Source organism: Terriglobia bacterium (assembly GCA_035712365.1).
Classification (GTDB): domain Bacteria; phylum Acidobacteriota; class Terriglobia; order UBA7540; family UBA7540; genus SCRD01.
On the sequence record DASTAW010000046.1, the window covers coordinates 38,811 to 54,577 of the forward strand.

Consider the following 15,767-nt stretch of genomic DNA (forward strand, 5'->3'; position numbering starts at 1 on the left):
TTGGCTATTCTAACTTTGGGCTGGAGGGGCGTCAAGCTCTGCACTTCCCGGGCCTGCACGGCGACGGCGCAGCGCGGCAAGCAAAAACGTCCCTCACGTACCGTTATCGAAAACACTTCCTCGCTGATCTGGCCCGGACCGCCATCAGGCCATATACATCCCGCCATTAACGTTCAGCACGTGGCCTGTAATATATCCTGCTTCCTCAGATGCCAGGAAGCGCACTCCGCAGGCAACGTCCATATCGGTACCCATTCGGCCCACCGGAATAATGCCCAGCAGCTTTTGGCGGACCTCTTCGGGCAGCTTGTCCGTCATCGGCGTTGCGATAAAGCCCGGGGCAACCGCGTTGACGGTGATGCCCCTTCGCGCAACTTCTGACGCCACGGCCTTGGTGAGCCCAATCAGGCCCGCCTTCGACGCGATGTAATTCGCCTGGCCCGGATTTCCGGCCTGGGCCACTACTGAGGTGATGTTGATGATGCGGCCATATCGCTGCCGCACCATGCCGGGCAGCGCCTCTTTAATGCAATGGTAGGCCCCGTCCAGGTTTGTTCGCAACACCGCGTCCCAATCTTCCGCCTTCATCCGCAAAAGTAAATTATCCCGCACGACGCCGGCATTATTCACTAAAATATCGATCTTTTTCCACGTGTCCAAAACTTTGCTGATGCCGGCTTTGATGGATTCGGGGCTGGAAACGTCCATGTTCAGCACCAGCGTTTTGCGCCCTTTTGATTCGATCTGCCGCGCCACGGAGTCCAGCTTTTCCATGTTCCGGCTGGCCAGCGCGACGTCCGCGCCCGCTTCCGCCAGCAGCAGCGCACAGGCCCGTCCTATTCCCTGGGAAGCCCCTGTCACCACGGCAATGCGCTCGTTCAGGTTCATCGTGCCTGGCATTAGCGAAAAACCGGGGGACTGAACGTTCATTCCGGCCCGGCCTTGCATTCCTTACTGTGGCTGCACTGCCCCAACCGCTTCCTCAAGCGACGCAAGGTCACCGGCACGCGCGGTCCGGGCTTCGCGGTCAATCTGATGCATCAATCCCGAGAGCACTTTACCGGGACCCGCCTCCACAAAAAGCCCCGCGCCTTCCCGTCTCAGTGCCAGCATTGAGCCGGTCCACTTCACAGGGGAAGTTACCTGCCGCTTGAGTCCGTCCCGAACAGCCTCTGCACTCCGAACGACGGCCGCATCGGCATTATTGACCAGCGGGACCCGCGGGTCGCTGATGGCGACGGCGTCCAAATCCATGGCCAACCGGTCAGATGCTGGCTTCATCAGGCTGCAATGGAACGGAGCGCTGACGTTCAGCAACACCGCGCGTTTTGCTCCGCGGGCCTTTGCCAGCTCGATTGCCCTTTCCACCGCGGCACGATGTCCGGCGATTACAATCTGAGCCGGTGAATTCAGATTGGCCGCGGCCACAACTTCGTCTTCGGCCGCCTCGCGACAAACTGCATCCACCGCGATCGAGTCAAGGCCGAGCAGCGCCGCCATGGCTCCCTGGCCGATGGGAACAGCTTCCTGCATATATTCGCCGCGCTTGCGCACCAGCCGCAGCGCATCCGTCAAGTCCAGCGCGCGGGCCGCCACCAGCGCCGAATATTCTCCCAGGCTGTGCCCCGCGACATAACCAGGCCGGATGCCTTTTTCTTCCAATACGCGCGCCGCCGCAACCGAAACGGCAAGAATGGCAGGCTGCGTATTCGCCGTCAACTGCAATTCTTCGGCCGGACCTTCAAAGCACAGCTTCGAGAGCGGAAATCCCAGCGCGGCGTCCGCCTCCTCAAAAACTTGGCGGGCCGAGGTGAAATGTTGCGCCAGTTCGAGGCCCATTCCAGGCGCCTGCGAACCCTGCCCTGGGAAAAGAAAAGCTATTTCGGACAAAAACCAGTCTCCTGCTGGGCCAGGCGGTTCCTGGTGAATCGCCCCTGCGCCGCCCGTTCCTGCCGCTTCCGCCTCCGCTACCAGCGCATCAGGACCGATCCCCACGTTACGCCGGCGCCGAAAGCAGACATCAGAATCAGGTCGCCCTTCTTAATGCGGCCGCTGCGTACGCATTCATCAAGGCAGATCGGGATGGAGGCCGATGAAGTGTTGCCCACCCGATTGATGTTTGAATAGACCTTTTCAGCCGGCACGCCCAGCCGCTCTCGCACGGCTTCAGTGATGCGGAGATTGGCCTGGTGGGGGATAAACAGATCGATCTCGCCGGGCTGAACATCAGCCTGCTCCATCACGCAGCGCGAAACCTCTTCCAGGCTGCGAACGGCCACTTTGAAAAGTTCGTTGCCGCGCATCTTGATGAAGTGTTCCCGCGCCTGGACCGTTTCGCAACTGGCCGGCCGGGCGGTGCCGCCGGCGGGGATGTAGAGATGGTCCGCATAGGCGCCGTTCGTATGCACCTCAGAAGCCAGAATCCCCGAAGAGGAATTGACGGGGCCCAGCACGCCTGCGGCCACCCCGTCTCCGAAGATCACGCAGGTGGCGCGATCCTGATAATCGAGGTACCGGGAAAGCAGTTCGGCCCCGATCACCAGCGCATATTTGGCTTTCCCTGTTTTGACGAATTGATCGACCACCGTCAGCGCAAAAAGGAAACCCGAGCAGGCCGCCGCCAGGTCGAAGGCGCAGCAGGTTGCAGCCCCGAGTTCCCGCTGGATAAGTGATGCGGTGGCAGGCAGGGGCATGTCGGGAGAAATGGTTGAGCAGATAATGAGGTCGAGCTTGTCGGGAGTGATGCCAGCCATATCCAGCGCTTTCCGCGCCGCCTTCACCGACAGCTTGGAAGTGGTCTCGCTGGGGGCGGCCTGGCGCCTCTCCTTGATGCCCGTACGTTCGGTGATCCACTTGTCGGAGGTGTCCACCATCTTTTCCAGGTCGGAGTTCGTGATCACCTTCTTAGGCAAGGCTGAGCCGGTGCCCAGGATCCCTGTTGCAATCATTATGGCTCCTGAAACAACTTCTTAATTCCCGCTGAGCGAGGCGAGGGCCAGTTCGCGCTCAATTTTTTCGTTCACGCGGCCTTCGGAAAATTCTGCAGCCACGCGAATGGCGTTCTTGATGGCGTTGGCGTTAGACCCGCCGTGGCAGATGATGCAAACTCCCTTGACACCCAGCAGCGGCGCCCCTCCATATTCGGAGTAATCCAGCCGCTTTTTCATCCGGCCGAAGGCCTTTCGCGAAAGCAGGTAACCCATTTTCGACGAAAAGGTGCTCGATAGCGACTCTTTCAAAAGGCTTGAAACCGTATCGACGATCCCTTCGCTGATTTTCAGCGCGACATTGCCGATGAAACCATCGGCAACAATCACCTCGACGCGGCCGTTAAACAGGTCCCTTCCCTCCACGTTGCCGACGAAGTTCAGACTCAATTCGTTCAGGCGCGCCAGCGCTTCGCGCGTTACTTCGTTACCCTTATGAGATTCCGAGCCGTTTGAGAGCAGCCCCACCCGTGGCCGCTCAGCGCCGAAAATCACGCGGTAATAAATTTCACCCATCACGGCGAACTGCTCAAGGTGCAGCGGCTTGCAATCCACATTCGCACCCACGTCCAGCAGGACGGAAGCCTTCCCATTTTTCGAAGAGGGGAAAACCTGGGCCAGCGCGGGCCGGTCCACTCCTTCCAGTGTTCCCAGCAGGATTTTCGCCGTGGTCATCACGGCGCCCGTGTTCCCGGCGCTGATCAGACCGGCTGCCTTTCCATCACGCACCAGCCGCGCTGCTACGCGGATCGAGGAGTCCCGTTTGCGACGGAAAGCCTTGGCGGCCGCATCCTCCATGGTGACGGCCTCAGAGGCATGGACGACCTCGATTTTGAGATTGCTCGCCCCTCGTTTCGTCAGTTCCTGATTCAGCAAATCCTGGGGGCCGACCAGAAGGACTTCCGCCTGTCCGACCTGCGCCGCCTGAATCGCACCCTCGACTTCAGGCAGAGGCGCCGTGTCCGATCCCATTGCATCAACAGCAATCGCACGCATGGTCTATAGAGGCCACCAGAATGAAAGGTCCAAGTCGGCGAGACCAGGCGGTGCCTGGAACAGCCTCAGGCCCCCCGTTACGCCGCTTCGTCCACCAGCATTGCTTCCCGTCCGTTGTAGTGGCCGCAACGCGGGCATGCCTGGTGGGGTAATTTCGATTCATGACAGTTGGGGCACTCAGAAAGAGACCGCCGCTTCAGGTGGTCATGGGCGCGCCGCCGGTTGCGCCGCGCCTTTGAATGTCGCCGTTTCGGATTTGCCATCTTTCCATTTCCTTCACATCAAGTTGCCTTGCGGTCGTGTCTTTGCTGCAAGGCTAGATCGATTTTCGCATGGGCTCCGGGCAGGAACGGTTGGCGGCCCACACGCCAACGCCGGGTGACACGCGGCCAGCAGTTAGCTGACCTGTATTTTCTTCAAGAAAGCAAAGGGTGAATCTTCGTGCTGCGCAGAACAACCGCATTCCCTGGCATTGCGGTTCACGCCGCACGCCGGACAGATCCCACGGCAGTCAGGCCGGCAAACCACTTTCATAGGGACAGACAAGAGGGCCTGCTCCCTTACCACTTCGGCCAGATTGACGCCGTCGCCCGAAAAGTAGCCGATCTTCAATTCGTCTTCCCCAATTTCGAGCTCTTCTTCCCGCGCGATTTCTTCCATCGGCCGATAGGGCAGATCGAAATCGATTTCCACAGGTATCTGGATTTTCTCAAGGCACCGGTCGCAGGCGGCTTCCAGAGCTCCGGAGATATGCCCGCGAACTCGAATTTCCTTCCCGGCGAGCTCGGCTTCGGCGTTTACCGTCAAAGGCCCGGCCTGCCGGAACTTAGTCTCCTGAAAATCCAGGGCCCCCGGCAAGTAGGTCTCTGATACCGTTACGCGGTGAAGCTCCAGCTCGCGGAGACTAATAAGCACTTCGGCCTCACTCGTCCAAAACTACAATTATAGCTTGCAGCCGATGCCTGTCAAGAAACGCTGGCAAAACAAGGACTTACTTTCAGCCACTTGGCCAGTCGCCAGGGCGACGCAGCGCCCCCCTCGTTACAGGCGTTTTCCCAGGCCTCAGGCGCCTTAACCAGCTTTCCCTCTTGAAATTATCGCCCGACTTGACTACAGTCTCAACTCTTGGGTGGAAAAGATTAACAGCCTTGTCAGTCCTGTGTGCGCCGAGTCCCAGCGGAACAGACTCGCCCACTGGGCATCGGTCTTCTTCAGCCTTTCAGTGCTCACCTATCTGGTTTCCATCGCCATCACCCAGGCTTTTCTGGCCGTTGCGGGGCTCCTTTATGCCGTGCATCTGCTTCGCACCCGCCCCCGCATCGCCTTTCCGCCCGTCAAGCTGCCCATGCTGCTGTTCTGCATTTTTACCGTGGTCTCCGTTTTCTGGGCCACAAATACGGCCGTCGGCTGGTTTGCGGTCAGGAAGCTGGTCTTGTTCCTGATCATCCTGCTGGCGGTGAACCTGATCGCGAGCAGCCGGCAGATAGTCTGGCTGTGGAAGGGCCTATTTGTTGAATCCGCGATCGTCGCGCTGATTGCGGCGGGGCAGTTCGTCAATCAATACCGCACCGTCCGAATGGAACATCCGCATCACGTTTACCCCTATATGATCTCGAACCGCATTACGGGGCTGATGGGTGACTGGATGAACTTCGGCGGTCAACAGATGCTGGTGTTTATCGTTCTGGCGTCTTTTCTATTATTTGGTTTGAGGGCGCGGCGAAGATGGTGGGCGGTAGCCATCATCGTGGCCATTTCTATCGCCCTCAACCTGACGCGGGGAGTCTGGCTGGGATGCTTCTTCGCCCTCGTGTATCTCCTGTGGCGGTGGAAGCCCTGGTGGGTCTTGGCCCTGCCCGCGCTTGCTGTGGTGATTTACGTTTTTGCCCCGCGCATGGTGCACCAGCGTCTCTGGCTGGCTCTCCATCCCTCCCGCGATCCGGCGCTTTCCATCCGGTTTGAGATGTGGCAGGCCGGACTGAACATGATCAGGGCCCATCCCTGGGTGGGCGTGGGACCGGACAACATTCCGCAGATGTATGATCTCTACCTTCCTCCCGGGCGGGCGCCCGCGGCGGGTTTCCATGACCACCTGCACGACAACTTCATCCAGTTGGCGGCGGAACGGGGACTTCCTTGCCTCGCGGCATGGATTTGGTTTATGGCGGCCCTCTTTTGGCAAATGTGGAAAGTCCGTCGCCGATGCCGCGCCGGCCGGTGGCTGATTGACGGAGCAATCGCCGGCTGGGTGGCTTTTGTGGTGGAAGGATTTTTTGAATTCAATTTCGGCACTTCCCCCGTCTTGATGGTTTTTCTGTTCGTCGTCTCAACACCTTTCGTGGTGGAACAGCTCGAGACCGCAGCCGGCGAAGACCCTTCGGTGTACTGATTGCGAACGCGAGGTGTCCACTCTGTTTGACCTTTCGCTCTCGCAAAGCCGGGCTGTCCCATCTGGATGTGCATGACTGCCAAGCGCCAAATGTTTCGCAGTTCGGTGGTGGTGGGTGTTTTTTCCTTCCTCGGCAGCCTGACCGGCATCCTGGTGGAAACCAGCATCGCCGCCCACCTGGGCCTTTCAAAAAGCTCTGACACGTTTTACGCTGCCTTCACAATTCCGTACATCATCACTAATCTGCTGCGGGTGACGGGGCAGTTCTCGCTGGTCCCTTTTTTTTCATCGCTTGCGACCGGCCATTCCGCCCGGGAACTATGGGGAGGATTCAGCTACGCCACAAACGTTGTTCTTCTGGGCCTGGCCGGGATTTCCGCGCTTGGCGCGCTGGCTTCGCCATTGCTGATTACGGGGATTGCGCCCGGTTTCACGCCGCAGGAAACCTCTGTCGCCATCCAGTTGTCCCGTTGGCTTTTTCTGATTCTGGCTCCGGCTGGAATAGCGGAGGTCATCCGCTCGCTCCTTTTCAGTCAGCGCCGTTTTGTGGTGGCGGCTTCGGGGAACTTTTTCAGAAATCTCACGGTTATCGCCTTCGTGGCTTTCGATTTTCGGCGCCACGGGTTTTACAGCATCGTACTCGGGTACGTGGCTGGCCATTTGATCCAACTGGGGATTTTCGCGGCCTACCTTCTCACCGCCTTTCCCGTGCGTTACTCGCTGACGCTGAAGGGCTCGGGCGAGTCGTTTCGGAACCTGCGCGGCGCCGGCACGGTGCAAATGACGACCGCGCTTGCACGGCAAGGGCTGGTAGTGGTCGAACGGATAATCGCTTCATTCCTGCCGCCGGGAATGCTGACCGCGCTCGGCTATGGCGTAAAGATCATGTCCACCCTGTCAGACCTCCTGGCCGGTAGCGTGGGCACGGCGTCCCTTCCAACGCTCTCCCGGGCGTTTGCGCGCAAAGAGAGCGAGGAAGTTCGCAGCGGACTCCGCCACGCTATTGAAATAACGCTACTGTTGATTTCTCCCGCTGTCGTGCTCTGCTTGATACTCTCTCCGAACATCATCCGCCTGATCTTCGAGCGGGGCAACTTCACTCTCGACGCAACGATATTGATGGGCCAGGTGCTTTTCTATTACAGTCTGAGCCTTCCGTTTCTTGCGGGCCTCCGAATTCTGAATTTCTATCTCTTCGCAAGAAATGAAGCGACGGCTTTTTTTTATATAGCGACCGTTCAGGTTGGCCTGAACCTGGTGCTGGACATTATCTTTGTGGTTGTATTCCATTGGACCACGGCCGGGATACCGCTGGCCCTGTTGACCAGTCTCGCCGCCTGCTGCTCAATGGCCTACGCGCGCAACCTGGGAAGCGTCAGGGAAAGCCTGGATAGCTCGCTTGCGGCCTACGCGCTCAAGATTCTGACAGCCTCTGCCCTGGCGGCGCTTCCTGTGTGGGTCCTCCGCGTCAGTTTGGCCGCTCCGATGGCGGGGATAAGAAATTTCATTTTTTTGTGCGAGGCGTGCGGGTCCGGTGTACTGACCTTCTTTGTTACACTTCTCGTCCTGCGAGTCGTTAAACTTTCCCAGATTGGCTCGCTCCTGAAACAGGCGGAAAGCTAATGAGGGAACATCGCCGGGATTGACAAGAATAAGGTTGATGTTGCTGAATCAGTCGGAACGCAGAATGGTGTTTCCCAGCACCGTGTCTGAAATCCGGTAGCCAAGCGGCCGCAAATGTTCAGACACCCAGGTATTGCACGGGGGCGTCTCCACCAGAAGGACCGGACGGCATCGGTGGATGGTGCGCAAGGCGCCAGTGAGAGCACGCTCCTCATAACCCTCCACGTCCAGGTGGATCACGGAAATTCGCTGATGCTCAGGAACAGTCCCGTCGATGGTTACGATCCGGACTTCCTGGCTGCGCATTCCTTCCGCATGGAGAGCGTCTGAATCAGAAGGAAACATCGTGCTGGTACCCCCCAGCCCGGACCCCCTCCGGTCGTGCGTGACAAGTTCCGCCGCACCCGGCTGCTCGCCCAGTCCTGCATTGACCAATTCGACGTTGGTCAGTTGGTTGAGGTCTATCGTGATTTGTGCGCACCGATAACTCTCAGGGTGAGGTTCAAACGCCCAGACCGTGCCGCCGGGACCCGTTACACGGGCCAGGGCAGGCAGAAAATCGCCGAAGAATGCGCCCGCGTGTACGATGTCCCCGCCATCGTTGTGAGCTGCTATGAAATCGAGTGTGGCGGCCTCCCACACATCTCCAGCAAGCACGTGCAAGGCCGCGAAACTGCGCAAGCCCGAAATCGGCACGCAGTAAGCGCCATATCTGTTGTAGGCGACGACGCAATCCAGAGCCGTCTCGGATTGCGGGGGAGAAACGGAAAACGGAAACGGTTTTCCGCGGATGCGGGCACGCACGGCCATCCGGCGCAAGGCCTGTCGGGCGTGTAACGGAACGATAGCTTTGATCAGGCGAGGTACGATCATCTTCAAATGACTTGCCACAAGTCGGGGGCAAGCGTGCGGCTGCGCTTTGCAATTCCGGGCAGCGCAAGTATACGATGCCGGCGGGCTGGCAGTCACGACGAATTCCCTTTCATGCGCGCTGCCGTTGTGGGTCGGGAGCGCCGATACCGGTCCCCAATCCTTGACACCTCAAGAGTATTAAAGTAAGAATACGAGCATGTTCCAAGCGGGAACTTTAGGCGTTCCGCAGGCCCTTGCCAAGGCCGCGCGCCATCTTCGTGTTCTGGTCGTAACCAACCTCTGGCCAACCGATGCCGATCCAAGCTACGGGGCGGCGATTCAGGCGCAGATGAAATCTTTGGGTGGTCTCGGCGTGGACTATGACGTGCTCTTCGTCAACGGCCGCGAGTCCGTAGTCAATTACATTCGAGGCATTTTCGAGGTGCGGCGTCGCGTCGCGGCTGAACCCTATGACTTGATTTACGCGCATTTCGGGCTGTCAGGCTGGGTCGCCCGGTTCCAATGGGATGTCCCGGTCGTGGTGAAATTCATGGGTGACGATGTCCTGGGCGAGTTCGATCGGCATGGCCGTATCACGCTAAAGGGGCGGGTCTTCCAAATCTCCAGCTTTATCCTGGGGCGCCTCGTCGAGGGCGTGATTGTGATTAGCGACGCGATGAAACGCCGCCTGCGGCTTAAGGCCGCACAAGTTGTCAGGGTGGGAGTAAATCTGGATCTTTTCAGGCCAATGGACCGCATGGAAGCTCGTAGAGCACTGCATCTGAATCCAGCCAAAAAGTACGTCCTATTCCCTTGTGATCCAAAGATTGAGAGAAAGCGCTTCGACCTGGTCCAGGAAGCCGTGCAGCGAGCGCGACCTGAAGTTCCGGAAATCGAAATCCTGCAAGTTATCGGCGTTCCCCAGGAGCGCATGCCCCTCTATTTCAATGCCGCGGATGTGCTGGTGATTGCTTCGGAATGCGAGAGCGGGCCGAATACCGTTAAGGAGGCGATGGCGGTCAACCTGCCTGTCATCGCGGTTGATGTAGGGGACGTTGTCAAGACGATTGGAGACGCCGAGGGTAATTTCATCGTGCCGCGAAACGCGGTTTCGGTGGCTGAAAAGCTTGTCCATGTGTGCCGCCACTCGATCATCAGCCGCGGCCGGGAACGTCTGGCGCCACATTCCATCCAGGGTATGGCGGAGAAGGTCGTCGCCGTTTTCGACGATGTTCTCCGGCGGCAGGCCGGAGGACGCCATTCGAATAGCAATAAGCTGGCGATCTAGAGACACCTGGCGGGGTCTTCCGCTCTTCATCTAAGAAAGCTCGGGAAGGCCTTCAGGGCCTTAAGGTTGTCAGGAGGAGACATGCGAATACTGGTTCTGGGAGGTGACGGGTACTGCGGATGGCCGACCTCGTGCTACTTATCGGGCCGGGGACACGAAGTCGGTATCGTGGATAATTTTATTCGTCGCCTTTGGGACCACGAGCTTGGCACGCCTACCCTTACCCCCATCCGTACCCTTGAGGAGCGTACCCGGACGTGGAAAGATGTTTCCGGAAAGTCGATCCAGATATTTGTGGGCGACCTCACAAACTACAGCTTCCTAAGCGAAGCGGTAAAGGAGTTTAACCCCGAGGCCATCGTCCATTTCGGTGAGCAACGGTCTGCCCCCTACTCGATGATCGACCGGGAGCACGCAGTCTTTACACAGGTTAATAATGTTGTCGGCACACTGAATGTACTCTTCGCGATGAAGGACCATGTCCCTGGCTGCCACCTTGTGAAACTGGGGACGATGGGCGAGTACGGGACCCCCAATATTGATATCGAGGAAGGCTTTCTTGAGATTCATCACAACGGCCGCAAAGACCTTCTGCCGTATCCGAAACAGCCCGGTTCCTTTTATCATCTTTCCAAAGTTCACGATAGCCACAACATCATGTTTGCCTGCAAGATCTGGGGTCTGCGCTCGACGGACCTCAACCAGGGCGTGGTCTACGGGACTCTGACCGAAGAACTCGATCGTGATGAGGCGCTGATCAACCGCTTCGACTATGACGAAGTCTTCGGGACCGTCCTGAACCGTTTTTGCGTGCAAGCCGCAATTGGGCATCCCCTGACTGTATATGGCGCGGGTGGCCAGACACGCGGTTTTCTTGATATTCGTGACACGGTCCGCTGCGTTGAAATCGCCTGCCTGAACTCGCCGGCGCCCGGCGAATATCGTGTGTTTAACCAGTTTACGGAGCAGTTTTCGGTCCTCGATCTGGCACAACTGGTTAAGGAGGCCGGAGAAAAGCTGGGGTTGGAGGTGAAGATCCGGCATCTTGAAGATCCCAGGGTAGAAGCAGAACAACACTATTACAACGCCCGGCACACCAAGCTCATGGATCTTGGGCTTCGGCCGCATCTGCTCTCCAAAGCCCTCTTGGACTCCCTGCTGCAGGTCGCCCTCAAGTACCGTGACCGGGCTGACGAGAAGGCCATCATGCCACATGTGAACTGGAGGCGAACCCACAACCTCGCCCGGACAGATGCCTGGGAGGTTGCAGCCCCTTCATCGAGTGCTCGATCTGGCGACTAAGAAGCGGGTCCCATATGGGCGAGAAATGCAGCCTTTCGCACAGTATGTGCAGGCATGAGAGTCCGCAGACTCCAGGGAAGATAATCGACCCTTTCAAGTTTAAGGAAGGCGAAGGCGGGTAGCCCAAAATCCATCATCTTGACTCCGAAATATGGCAACTCGTGATCAGCTACTTGGGGCGTCCCTAAGCCTCCACCAATTCCTGGCTAAGAGACATTACACCGATGGATTGCTGCACGGCCCCGACCCCGGCGTGCGATTCAACCTGCGCCTCTGGCGCTTTGCAAAGAGCGCCCTCGACTACTTTCCGTGGGGGGACGATTATATCTTCACGCAGTCCCAGGGAAATTGGGTGCTCGCCAACTGGATGCTTTACGAGGCCACCGGAATGCGCAGCTTCCGCGACATTGCGCTTGAGAGCACCACGGCAACCCTGGCGCTCCAATCAGCGGAAGGTTACTGGCCGTATCCACTGCCCGAGCGGCGCCACTTGATCGCGGCGCTGGAGAGCATCTGGGGCTCGACTGCGCTGCTTGCGACTTACTCTCGCACCTCCCGGCCGGAACTCCTCCACGCCGCAATCCGCTCCTACGAATTCATTGCGGGCAGGATTGGCTTCCAACCTCACACCCCCGGAAAGGCCATCAATTACTTCGATAAGCCGCGGGGCAAGGTGCCCAACAATTCAGTCATTGCTGTTTGGTTTTTTCTGCGCTTGTGGCACTCCACCCAGGATGAACGATTTCTTGAGCACGTGCCGCCGCTTCTCCAGTTCATCGGCGCAGTCCAGTTGCGGGACGGAGAGATTCCGTACATTGTGGATGGTCCTCTCGAGAAGGGACGAGACCATTACCTGTGCTTTCAATACAACGCCCACCAATTCCTGCACCTGTGTCGTTCCGAGCGGCTGCGTCCAGGGATGGGGGCGATGCCCATTCTGGCCAGGCTGTTCCAGTTTCTGCGGCGCGGTGTGTGTCTGAACGGCTCGTGCGCGAACGACTGCGCGTGCGCCGAACGTGGCGGCCCTGAGGTCAATTACTACACGGCGGCACTCGGCGCGGCGCTTCACCAGGCCCATCTCCTGGGACTCGACACGACCGACGAATCAGCCCAACGATGTTTTGATCGAGTGCTCGCGCGGCAACGCGCCGACGGGAGCTTTGGTTTTTCCACGGGAGATTACGGGATACTCAAAGATGAACGATCCTATCCCCGCCAACAAGCGATGATCCTGTTTCATCTGCTGGGTGCGGCTGACCTTGGGGATGGATTTGCCGCCCTCCCAATGCGTCGAACACACGAGGCCTGACCCGGAATCGAAATGCGCTCGCAGGGACTGGGCATACAGTGCAATTTTTGCCCGGTGTGCCAGAATCAGACACAAATTCCGGCAGGACCGATTTCGGACCCGCAAATATTTTATTATATAGAGGATTATAAACGAGTTATCGAAAATTCGATTTTGGATGGTTAAAATCCCATACGTCCCATCTGGGGCCTTATTCCATCTGTATAGCCTATATAACAAGGCTAGATTGCAAAGCCCGCCAGCCCCGATGCGAGGCCCAGCGGCGAGATGCTCGCTTCCCGGATTTGCTCGGAAAAGTATGTTCTCAGGGTGCAGCGCGCGACTCCGGATTCTCCGCAGTCTGGCGGCGATCCGCTTCCCGGGCAGAGTCCGCCTGCTGGCCCCCGGGCCATCAGCAAAACGCGGAGAGCTGACCAGCAACCATAAACGAAGCCGAGCTCACTCCTGCTGGCCGCCCATTACTCAGCAGAGCAGCGAGATCTGACCAGCAAACGGGGAATGAAGGCGATGGGATAAGTGATTACCGGACGCTTCGGAAACGCCGCGATGCTGCACGGCCGCCCTGGCGGAATGAATATTCCGCCTCATTGGACGGTGTACGCGTCGTCGAGCGTGTAACTCTGTCCGTCCGGGTTCGTGATCTTGATCTGGACCGCTCCTGCCGGCAGCGAGGGCAGTGTGAGGTTGAGAGTGCTACCATCCACATAGCTGACGGCAGCGGACGTTCCATTTGCGCTCGTGGTGGCTCCCTGAACGAAGCCGCTTCCACGAACCGTCACCTGCGTTCCTGCGGCGCCCGACGAGGGCGTTACGCTCCCGACCGAAAGAGGGGCCGAGTCCAGTTGGGCTACGGTGAGCCCCTTGTGGGTGATCAGAAATAGTCGTTCGCCTGTCTCATCAATGGCCATGCTGTGGACAATTCTATTGACGAGGTCCCCCAGCGTTCCTCCGCCGTTGGACATCTGTTCAGTTAGAGAAATGCGTTCCCGCAGGTTCCCATGATGGACATCGTAAATATCGAATCCATGAGCGAGGGGAACATAGACCAGGCTGCCGGAGTTGTTGAGGCGAGCGCCCGGCAGGTAAGTGGAGGTGACGGGGGTAGCGGCAGGCAGCATCGCCTGCACAAAATCCGGCAGGCCAACTGTCCCCAGAATGTTTGCCTGCGTGTCAAGGAAACTGATTGAGGGTGGCAAACCAGGGCTGTTTTGACCAACCGCCGAGAATGCGCTGCCGTCTCCGGAGACTGTCCCATCAACGAGCATGGAGCCGAGGCCATATTCGATCCATTTGTTGGTCGCCGCAGTCCAGATGATGGCAGGCCCAGGACTGCTGTTTGGAGTGGCGATGATGGCGCTGGCGCCATCTTGGGAAGAGCTGATCCAGCTTCCCGAAGACTGAAGGTAGGTCAGTGCAGCGGGTAGCGAAGAGTCTGTGGGGTTTCAGACTCTGCGGCTTTAGGGTTGTGAATGGATGGGGCGGCGCGTTACGCTGGGCGGCATGTCGCGTCTTGGCCGCCTGGTATTGTCGGACCGCTTTTTCTTTGTCTCTTGCCGGCTGGCCCGGGATTGCGGGCCGCTCAGCGAACCTGAATTCGAGCAACTGGCCCGAGTGGTGAGTGAGCGCCGGAACGAGCACGGGTTCCTTTTGACGGCGTGGGTGTTTCTTCCCGGCCACTGGCACGCGATCATTTTCCCGCGTCATCCGCTGACCATCTCGCGGGTGATGGAAGCCATCAAGGTCGGCTCGACGCTGCGAGTCAACGGGAGCCGAAAGCGAACGGGCCGACTCTGGCAGGGGCGATTCTTCGACCGCGCTTTACGCGCCGTGCGGGAATACAACGCGAAGGTCGAGTACATTCACCTGAATCCGGTAAAGGCGGGGCTGGTTCGGCGAGCGGAAGATTGGCCGTGGTCAAGCGCACGGGAATATTCGGGGTCAATTCAGGAAACTGCCACGCGCCATCCCTTCCTCCCAATCGACCGCGTGTTGCTGCCGTCGGAAGGAAGAACTCGCATCTGACGAAAAGCTGCTTCGCCCCGAACAGCGTACTGCCAGGTCAAAATTGCGGGAACCACATCGCCAACTTTTCGGCAAATCACCTGTAATTCTTTGACCTCTGCCGATTTGCCCCTTCTGGCCGGACCCGTGCCTGCCAGTATCAATTCGCTGCGATGTGGTTCCCGATGAAATCCGGGTTACGCCCCGGTGAATTCGAGGTGGTTTTCAAGGCCCTTCATCCGATCTGAGGTTTTTCCATAGTCCAGGAACGAGCTGACCGTGCTGTTGATCTCCTCCACATGTTCCGACATCGCCTTGATGCTGTCGGTGTAGGTTGGCGTCCACAGCCTGATCTGGTGCTCATTCAGGAAAGCAATGGCCTCTTCTGTGTGGCCGGCGAGGGTCGCCGCAGTTGGCACCACCCGCTCAACGGCCTCTTGCTGCCACGGCGCAATCATGCTCTGAATCTCCTGCAAGCGATCCAGCTTGTCGCCCATCGCGTTGATGTGCGTGCTGATCTCACCGAGATGCCCAGCGTGGCTTCTCCAGTCGAGCGAATTTCGCCGCGAAGCGAAATTCAACAGGTCTGCCTTGTCAGCCGCTTTGGACGAAAGCGACCGGATCTCCTGGAGCAGCCCGGAAGCTTCCTCAGCATACGCCCAGTTGTAAGCCGGCGTGTTGCCGGCCTTCGCTTCCTCCTTTGCACTGGAAGCAAAAAGCGGAGTCATCAGAAACAGGGTCCCCAGGATTCCCCAACCGATCCTGCGCAGTGTCAATCGCATAAGCTTATCCTCCAAGTTGAATGTTCTCCCATGGGCCGCAAGCGCGCCGCCCATATGTACGTTGTAACAAGCTCCACACCATTAGAAAAGTAGAAAGTTTAGACGTATTTGATAGATTTTTCCTATTCATGCAGCGGGCCGCCTGAAACGGACCAAAGATCATCATCTGCTTTGCTCTGAGCGGCGCCGGTTTTGTAATTTTCGCTGCTCCTGGAGGATGCCGGGGCGGGACGCCGCG

15 protein-coding genes are annotated in these 15,767 nt (G+C 58.3%); 6 read left to right on the top strand and 9 right to left on the bottom strand.

The window, feature by feature from the left end:
- Positions 1 to 144 precede the first annotated feature (144 nt).
- The 6 genes from fabG to VFQ24_13970 form a co-directional block, all read right to left on the bottom strand.
- Positions 145 to 900 carry a 3-oxoacyl-[acyl-carrier-protein] reductase gene (fabG, locus tag VFQ24_13945; protein ID HET9179455.1) on the bottom strand — a complete coding sequence of 252 codons (756 nt, stop codon included), beginning with the start codon at positions 898 to 900 and terminating at the stop codon, positions 145 to 147.
- A 51-nt stretch (positions 901 to 951) separates the two neighbouring features.
- A complete protein-coding gene (gene fabD, locus VFQ24_13950) occupies positions 952 to 1,890 on the bottom strand; it encodes an ACP S-malonyltransferase (protein HET9179456.1) in 939 nt (312 codons plus the stop codon).
- 77 nt (positions 1,891 to 1,967) lie between these two features.
- The gene (locus VFQ24_13955) at positions 1,968 to 2,948 is read right to left on the bottom strand and encodes a beta-ketoacyl-ACP synthase III (GenBank protein ID HET9179457.1); all 981 of its coding nucleotides are present in this window, start codon (positions 2,946 to 2,948) and stop codon (positions 1,968 to 1,970) included.
- A gap of 21 nt (positions 2,949 to 2,969) precedes the next feature.
- Positions 2,970 to 3,983, bottom strand: coding sequence for a phosphate acyltransferase PlsX (plsX, locus tag VFQ24_13960; protein HET9179458.1), 1,014 nt, complete (start codon positions 3,981 to 3,983; stop codon positions 2,970 to 2,972).
- 77 nt (positions 3,984 to 4,060) lie between these two features.
- A complete protein-coding gene (gene rpmF, locus VFQ24_13965; GenBank protein ID HET9179459.1) occupies positions 4,061 to 4,246 on the bottom strand; it encodes a 50S ribosomal protein L32 in 186 nt (61 codons plus the stop codon).
- A gap of 133 nt (positions 4,247 to 4,379) precedes the next feature.
- The gene (locus VFQ24_13970; GenBank protein HET9179460.1) at positions 4,380 to 4,898 is read right to left on the bottom strand and encodes a DUF177 domain-containing protein; all 519 of its coding nucleotides are present in this window, start codon (positions 4,896 to 4,898) and stop codon (positions 4,380 to 4,382) included.
- Positions 4,899 to 5,112: 214 nt separating this feature from the next.
- On the opposite strand from VFQ24_13970, the gene VFQ24_13975 reads away from it, so the two are divergent.
- Together VFQ24_13975 and VFQ24_13980 are read left to right on the top strand one after the other, a co-directional pair.
- On the top strand, positions 5,113 to 6,372 hold the full coding sequence (locus VFQ24_13975; protein HET9179461.1) for an O-antigen ligase family protein: 1,260 nt from the start codon (positions 5,113 to 5,115) through the stop codon (positions 6,370 to 6,372).
- Positions 6,373 to 6,444: 72 nt separating this feature from the next.
- Positions 6,445 to 7,995 carry a lipid II flippase MurJ gene (locus VFQ24_13980; protein HET9179462.1) on the top strand — a complete coding sequence of 517 codons (1,551 nt, stop codon included), beginning with the start codon at positions 6,445 to 6,447 and terminating at the stop codon, positions 7,993 to 7,995.
- Between the two features lie 48 nt (positions 7,996 to 8,043).
- Here VFQ24_13980 and VFQ24_13985 read toward each other — a convergent pair whose 3' ends face one another.
- On the bottom strand, positions 8,044 to 8,868 hold the full coding sequence (locus VFQ24_13985; protein ID HET9179463.1) for an FkbM family methyltransferase: 825 nt from the start codon (positions 8,866 to 8,868) through the stop codon (positions 8,044 to 8,046).
- Between the two features lie 196 nt (positions 8,869 to 9,064).
- Here VFQ24_13985 and VFQ24_13990 point away from each other — a divergent pair, with 196 nt between their 5' ends.
- The 3 genes from VFQ24_13990 (at position 9,065) to VFQ24_14000 (ending at position 12,746) form a co-directional block, all read left to right on the top strand.
- Complete coding sequence (locus VFQ24_13990) at positions 9,065 to 10,135, top strand: glycosyltransferase (protein ID HET9179464.1); 1,071 nt, start codon at positions 9,065 to 9,067, stop codon at positions 10,133 to 10,135.
- Between the two features lie 81 nt (positions 10,136 to 10,216).
- Positions 10,217 to 11,437, top strand: coding sequence for an NAD-dependent epimerase/dehydratase family protein (locus VFQ24_13995; GenBank protein HET9179465.1), 1,221 nt, complete (start codon positions 10,217 to 10,219; stop codon positions 11,435 to 11,437).
- Positions 11,438 to 11,588: 151 nt separating this feature from the next.
- Positions 11,589 to 12,746 carry a hypothetical protein gene (locus tag VFQ24_14000; protein ID HET9179466.1) on the top strand — a complete coding sequence of 386 codons (1,158 nt, stop codon included), beginning with the start codon at positions 11,589 to 11,591 and terminating at the stop codon, positions 12,744 to 12,746.
- 584 nt (positions 12,747 to 13,330) lie between these two features.
- On the opposite strand, the gene VFQ24_14005 is transcribed toward VFQ24_14000, so the two are convergent.
- Complete coding sequence (locus tag VFQ24_14005) at positions 13,331 to 13,942, bottom strand: IPT/TIG domain-containing protein (protein ID HET9179467.1); 612 nt, start codon at positions 13,940 to 13,942, stop codon at positions 13,331 to 13,333.
- 277 nt (positions 13,943 to 14,219) lie between these two features.
- Between VFQ24_14005 and VFQ24_14010 the strand changes: the two genes are divergently transcribed.
- On the top strand, positions 14,220 to 14,768 hold the full coding sequence (locus VFQ24_14010) for a transposase (protein ID HET9179468.1): 549 nt from the start codon (positions 14,220 to 14,222) through the stop codon (positions 14,766 to 14,768).
- A gap of 176 nt (positions 14,769 to 14,944) precedes the next feature.
- Here VFQ24_14010 and VFQ24_14015 read toward each other — a convergent pair whose 3' ends face one another.
- Complete coding sequence (locus VFQ24_14015; GenBank protein HET9179469.1) at positions 14,945 to 15,529, bottom strand: hypothetical protein; 585 nt, start codon at positions 15,527 to 15,529, stop codon at positions 14,945 to 14,947.
- Positions 15,530 to 15,767: the final 238 nt, after the last annotated feature.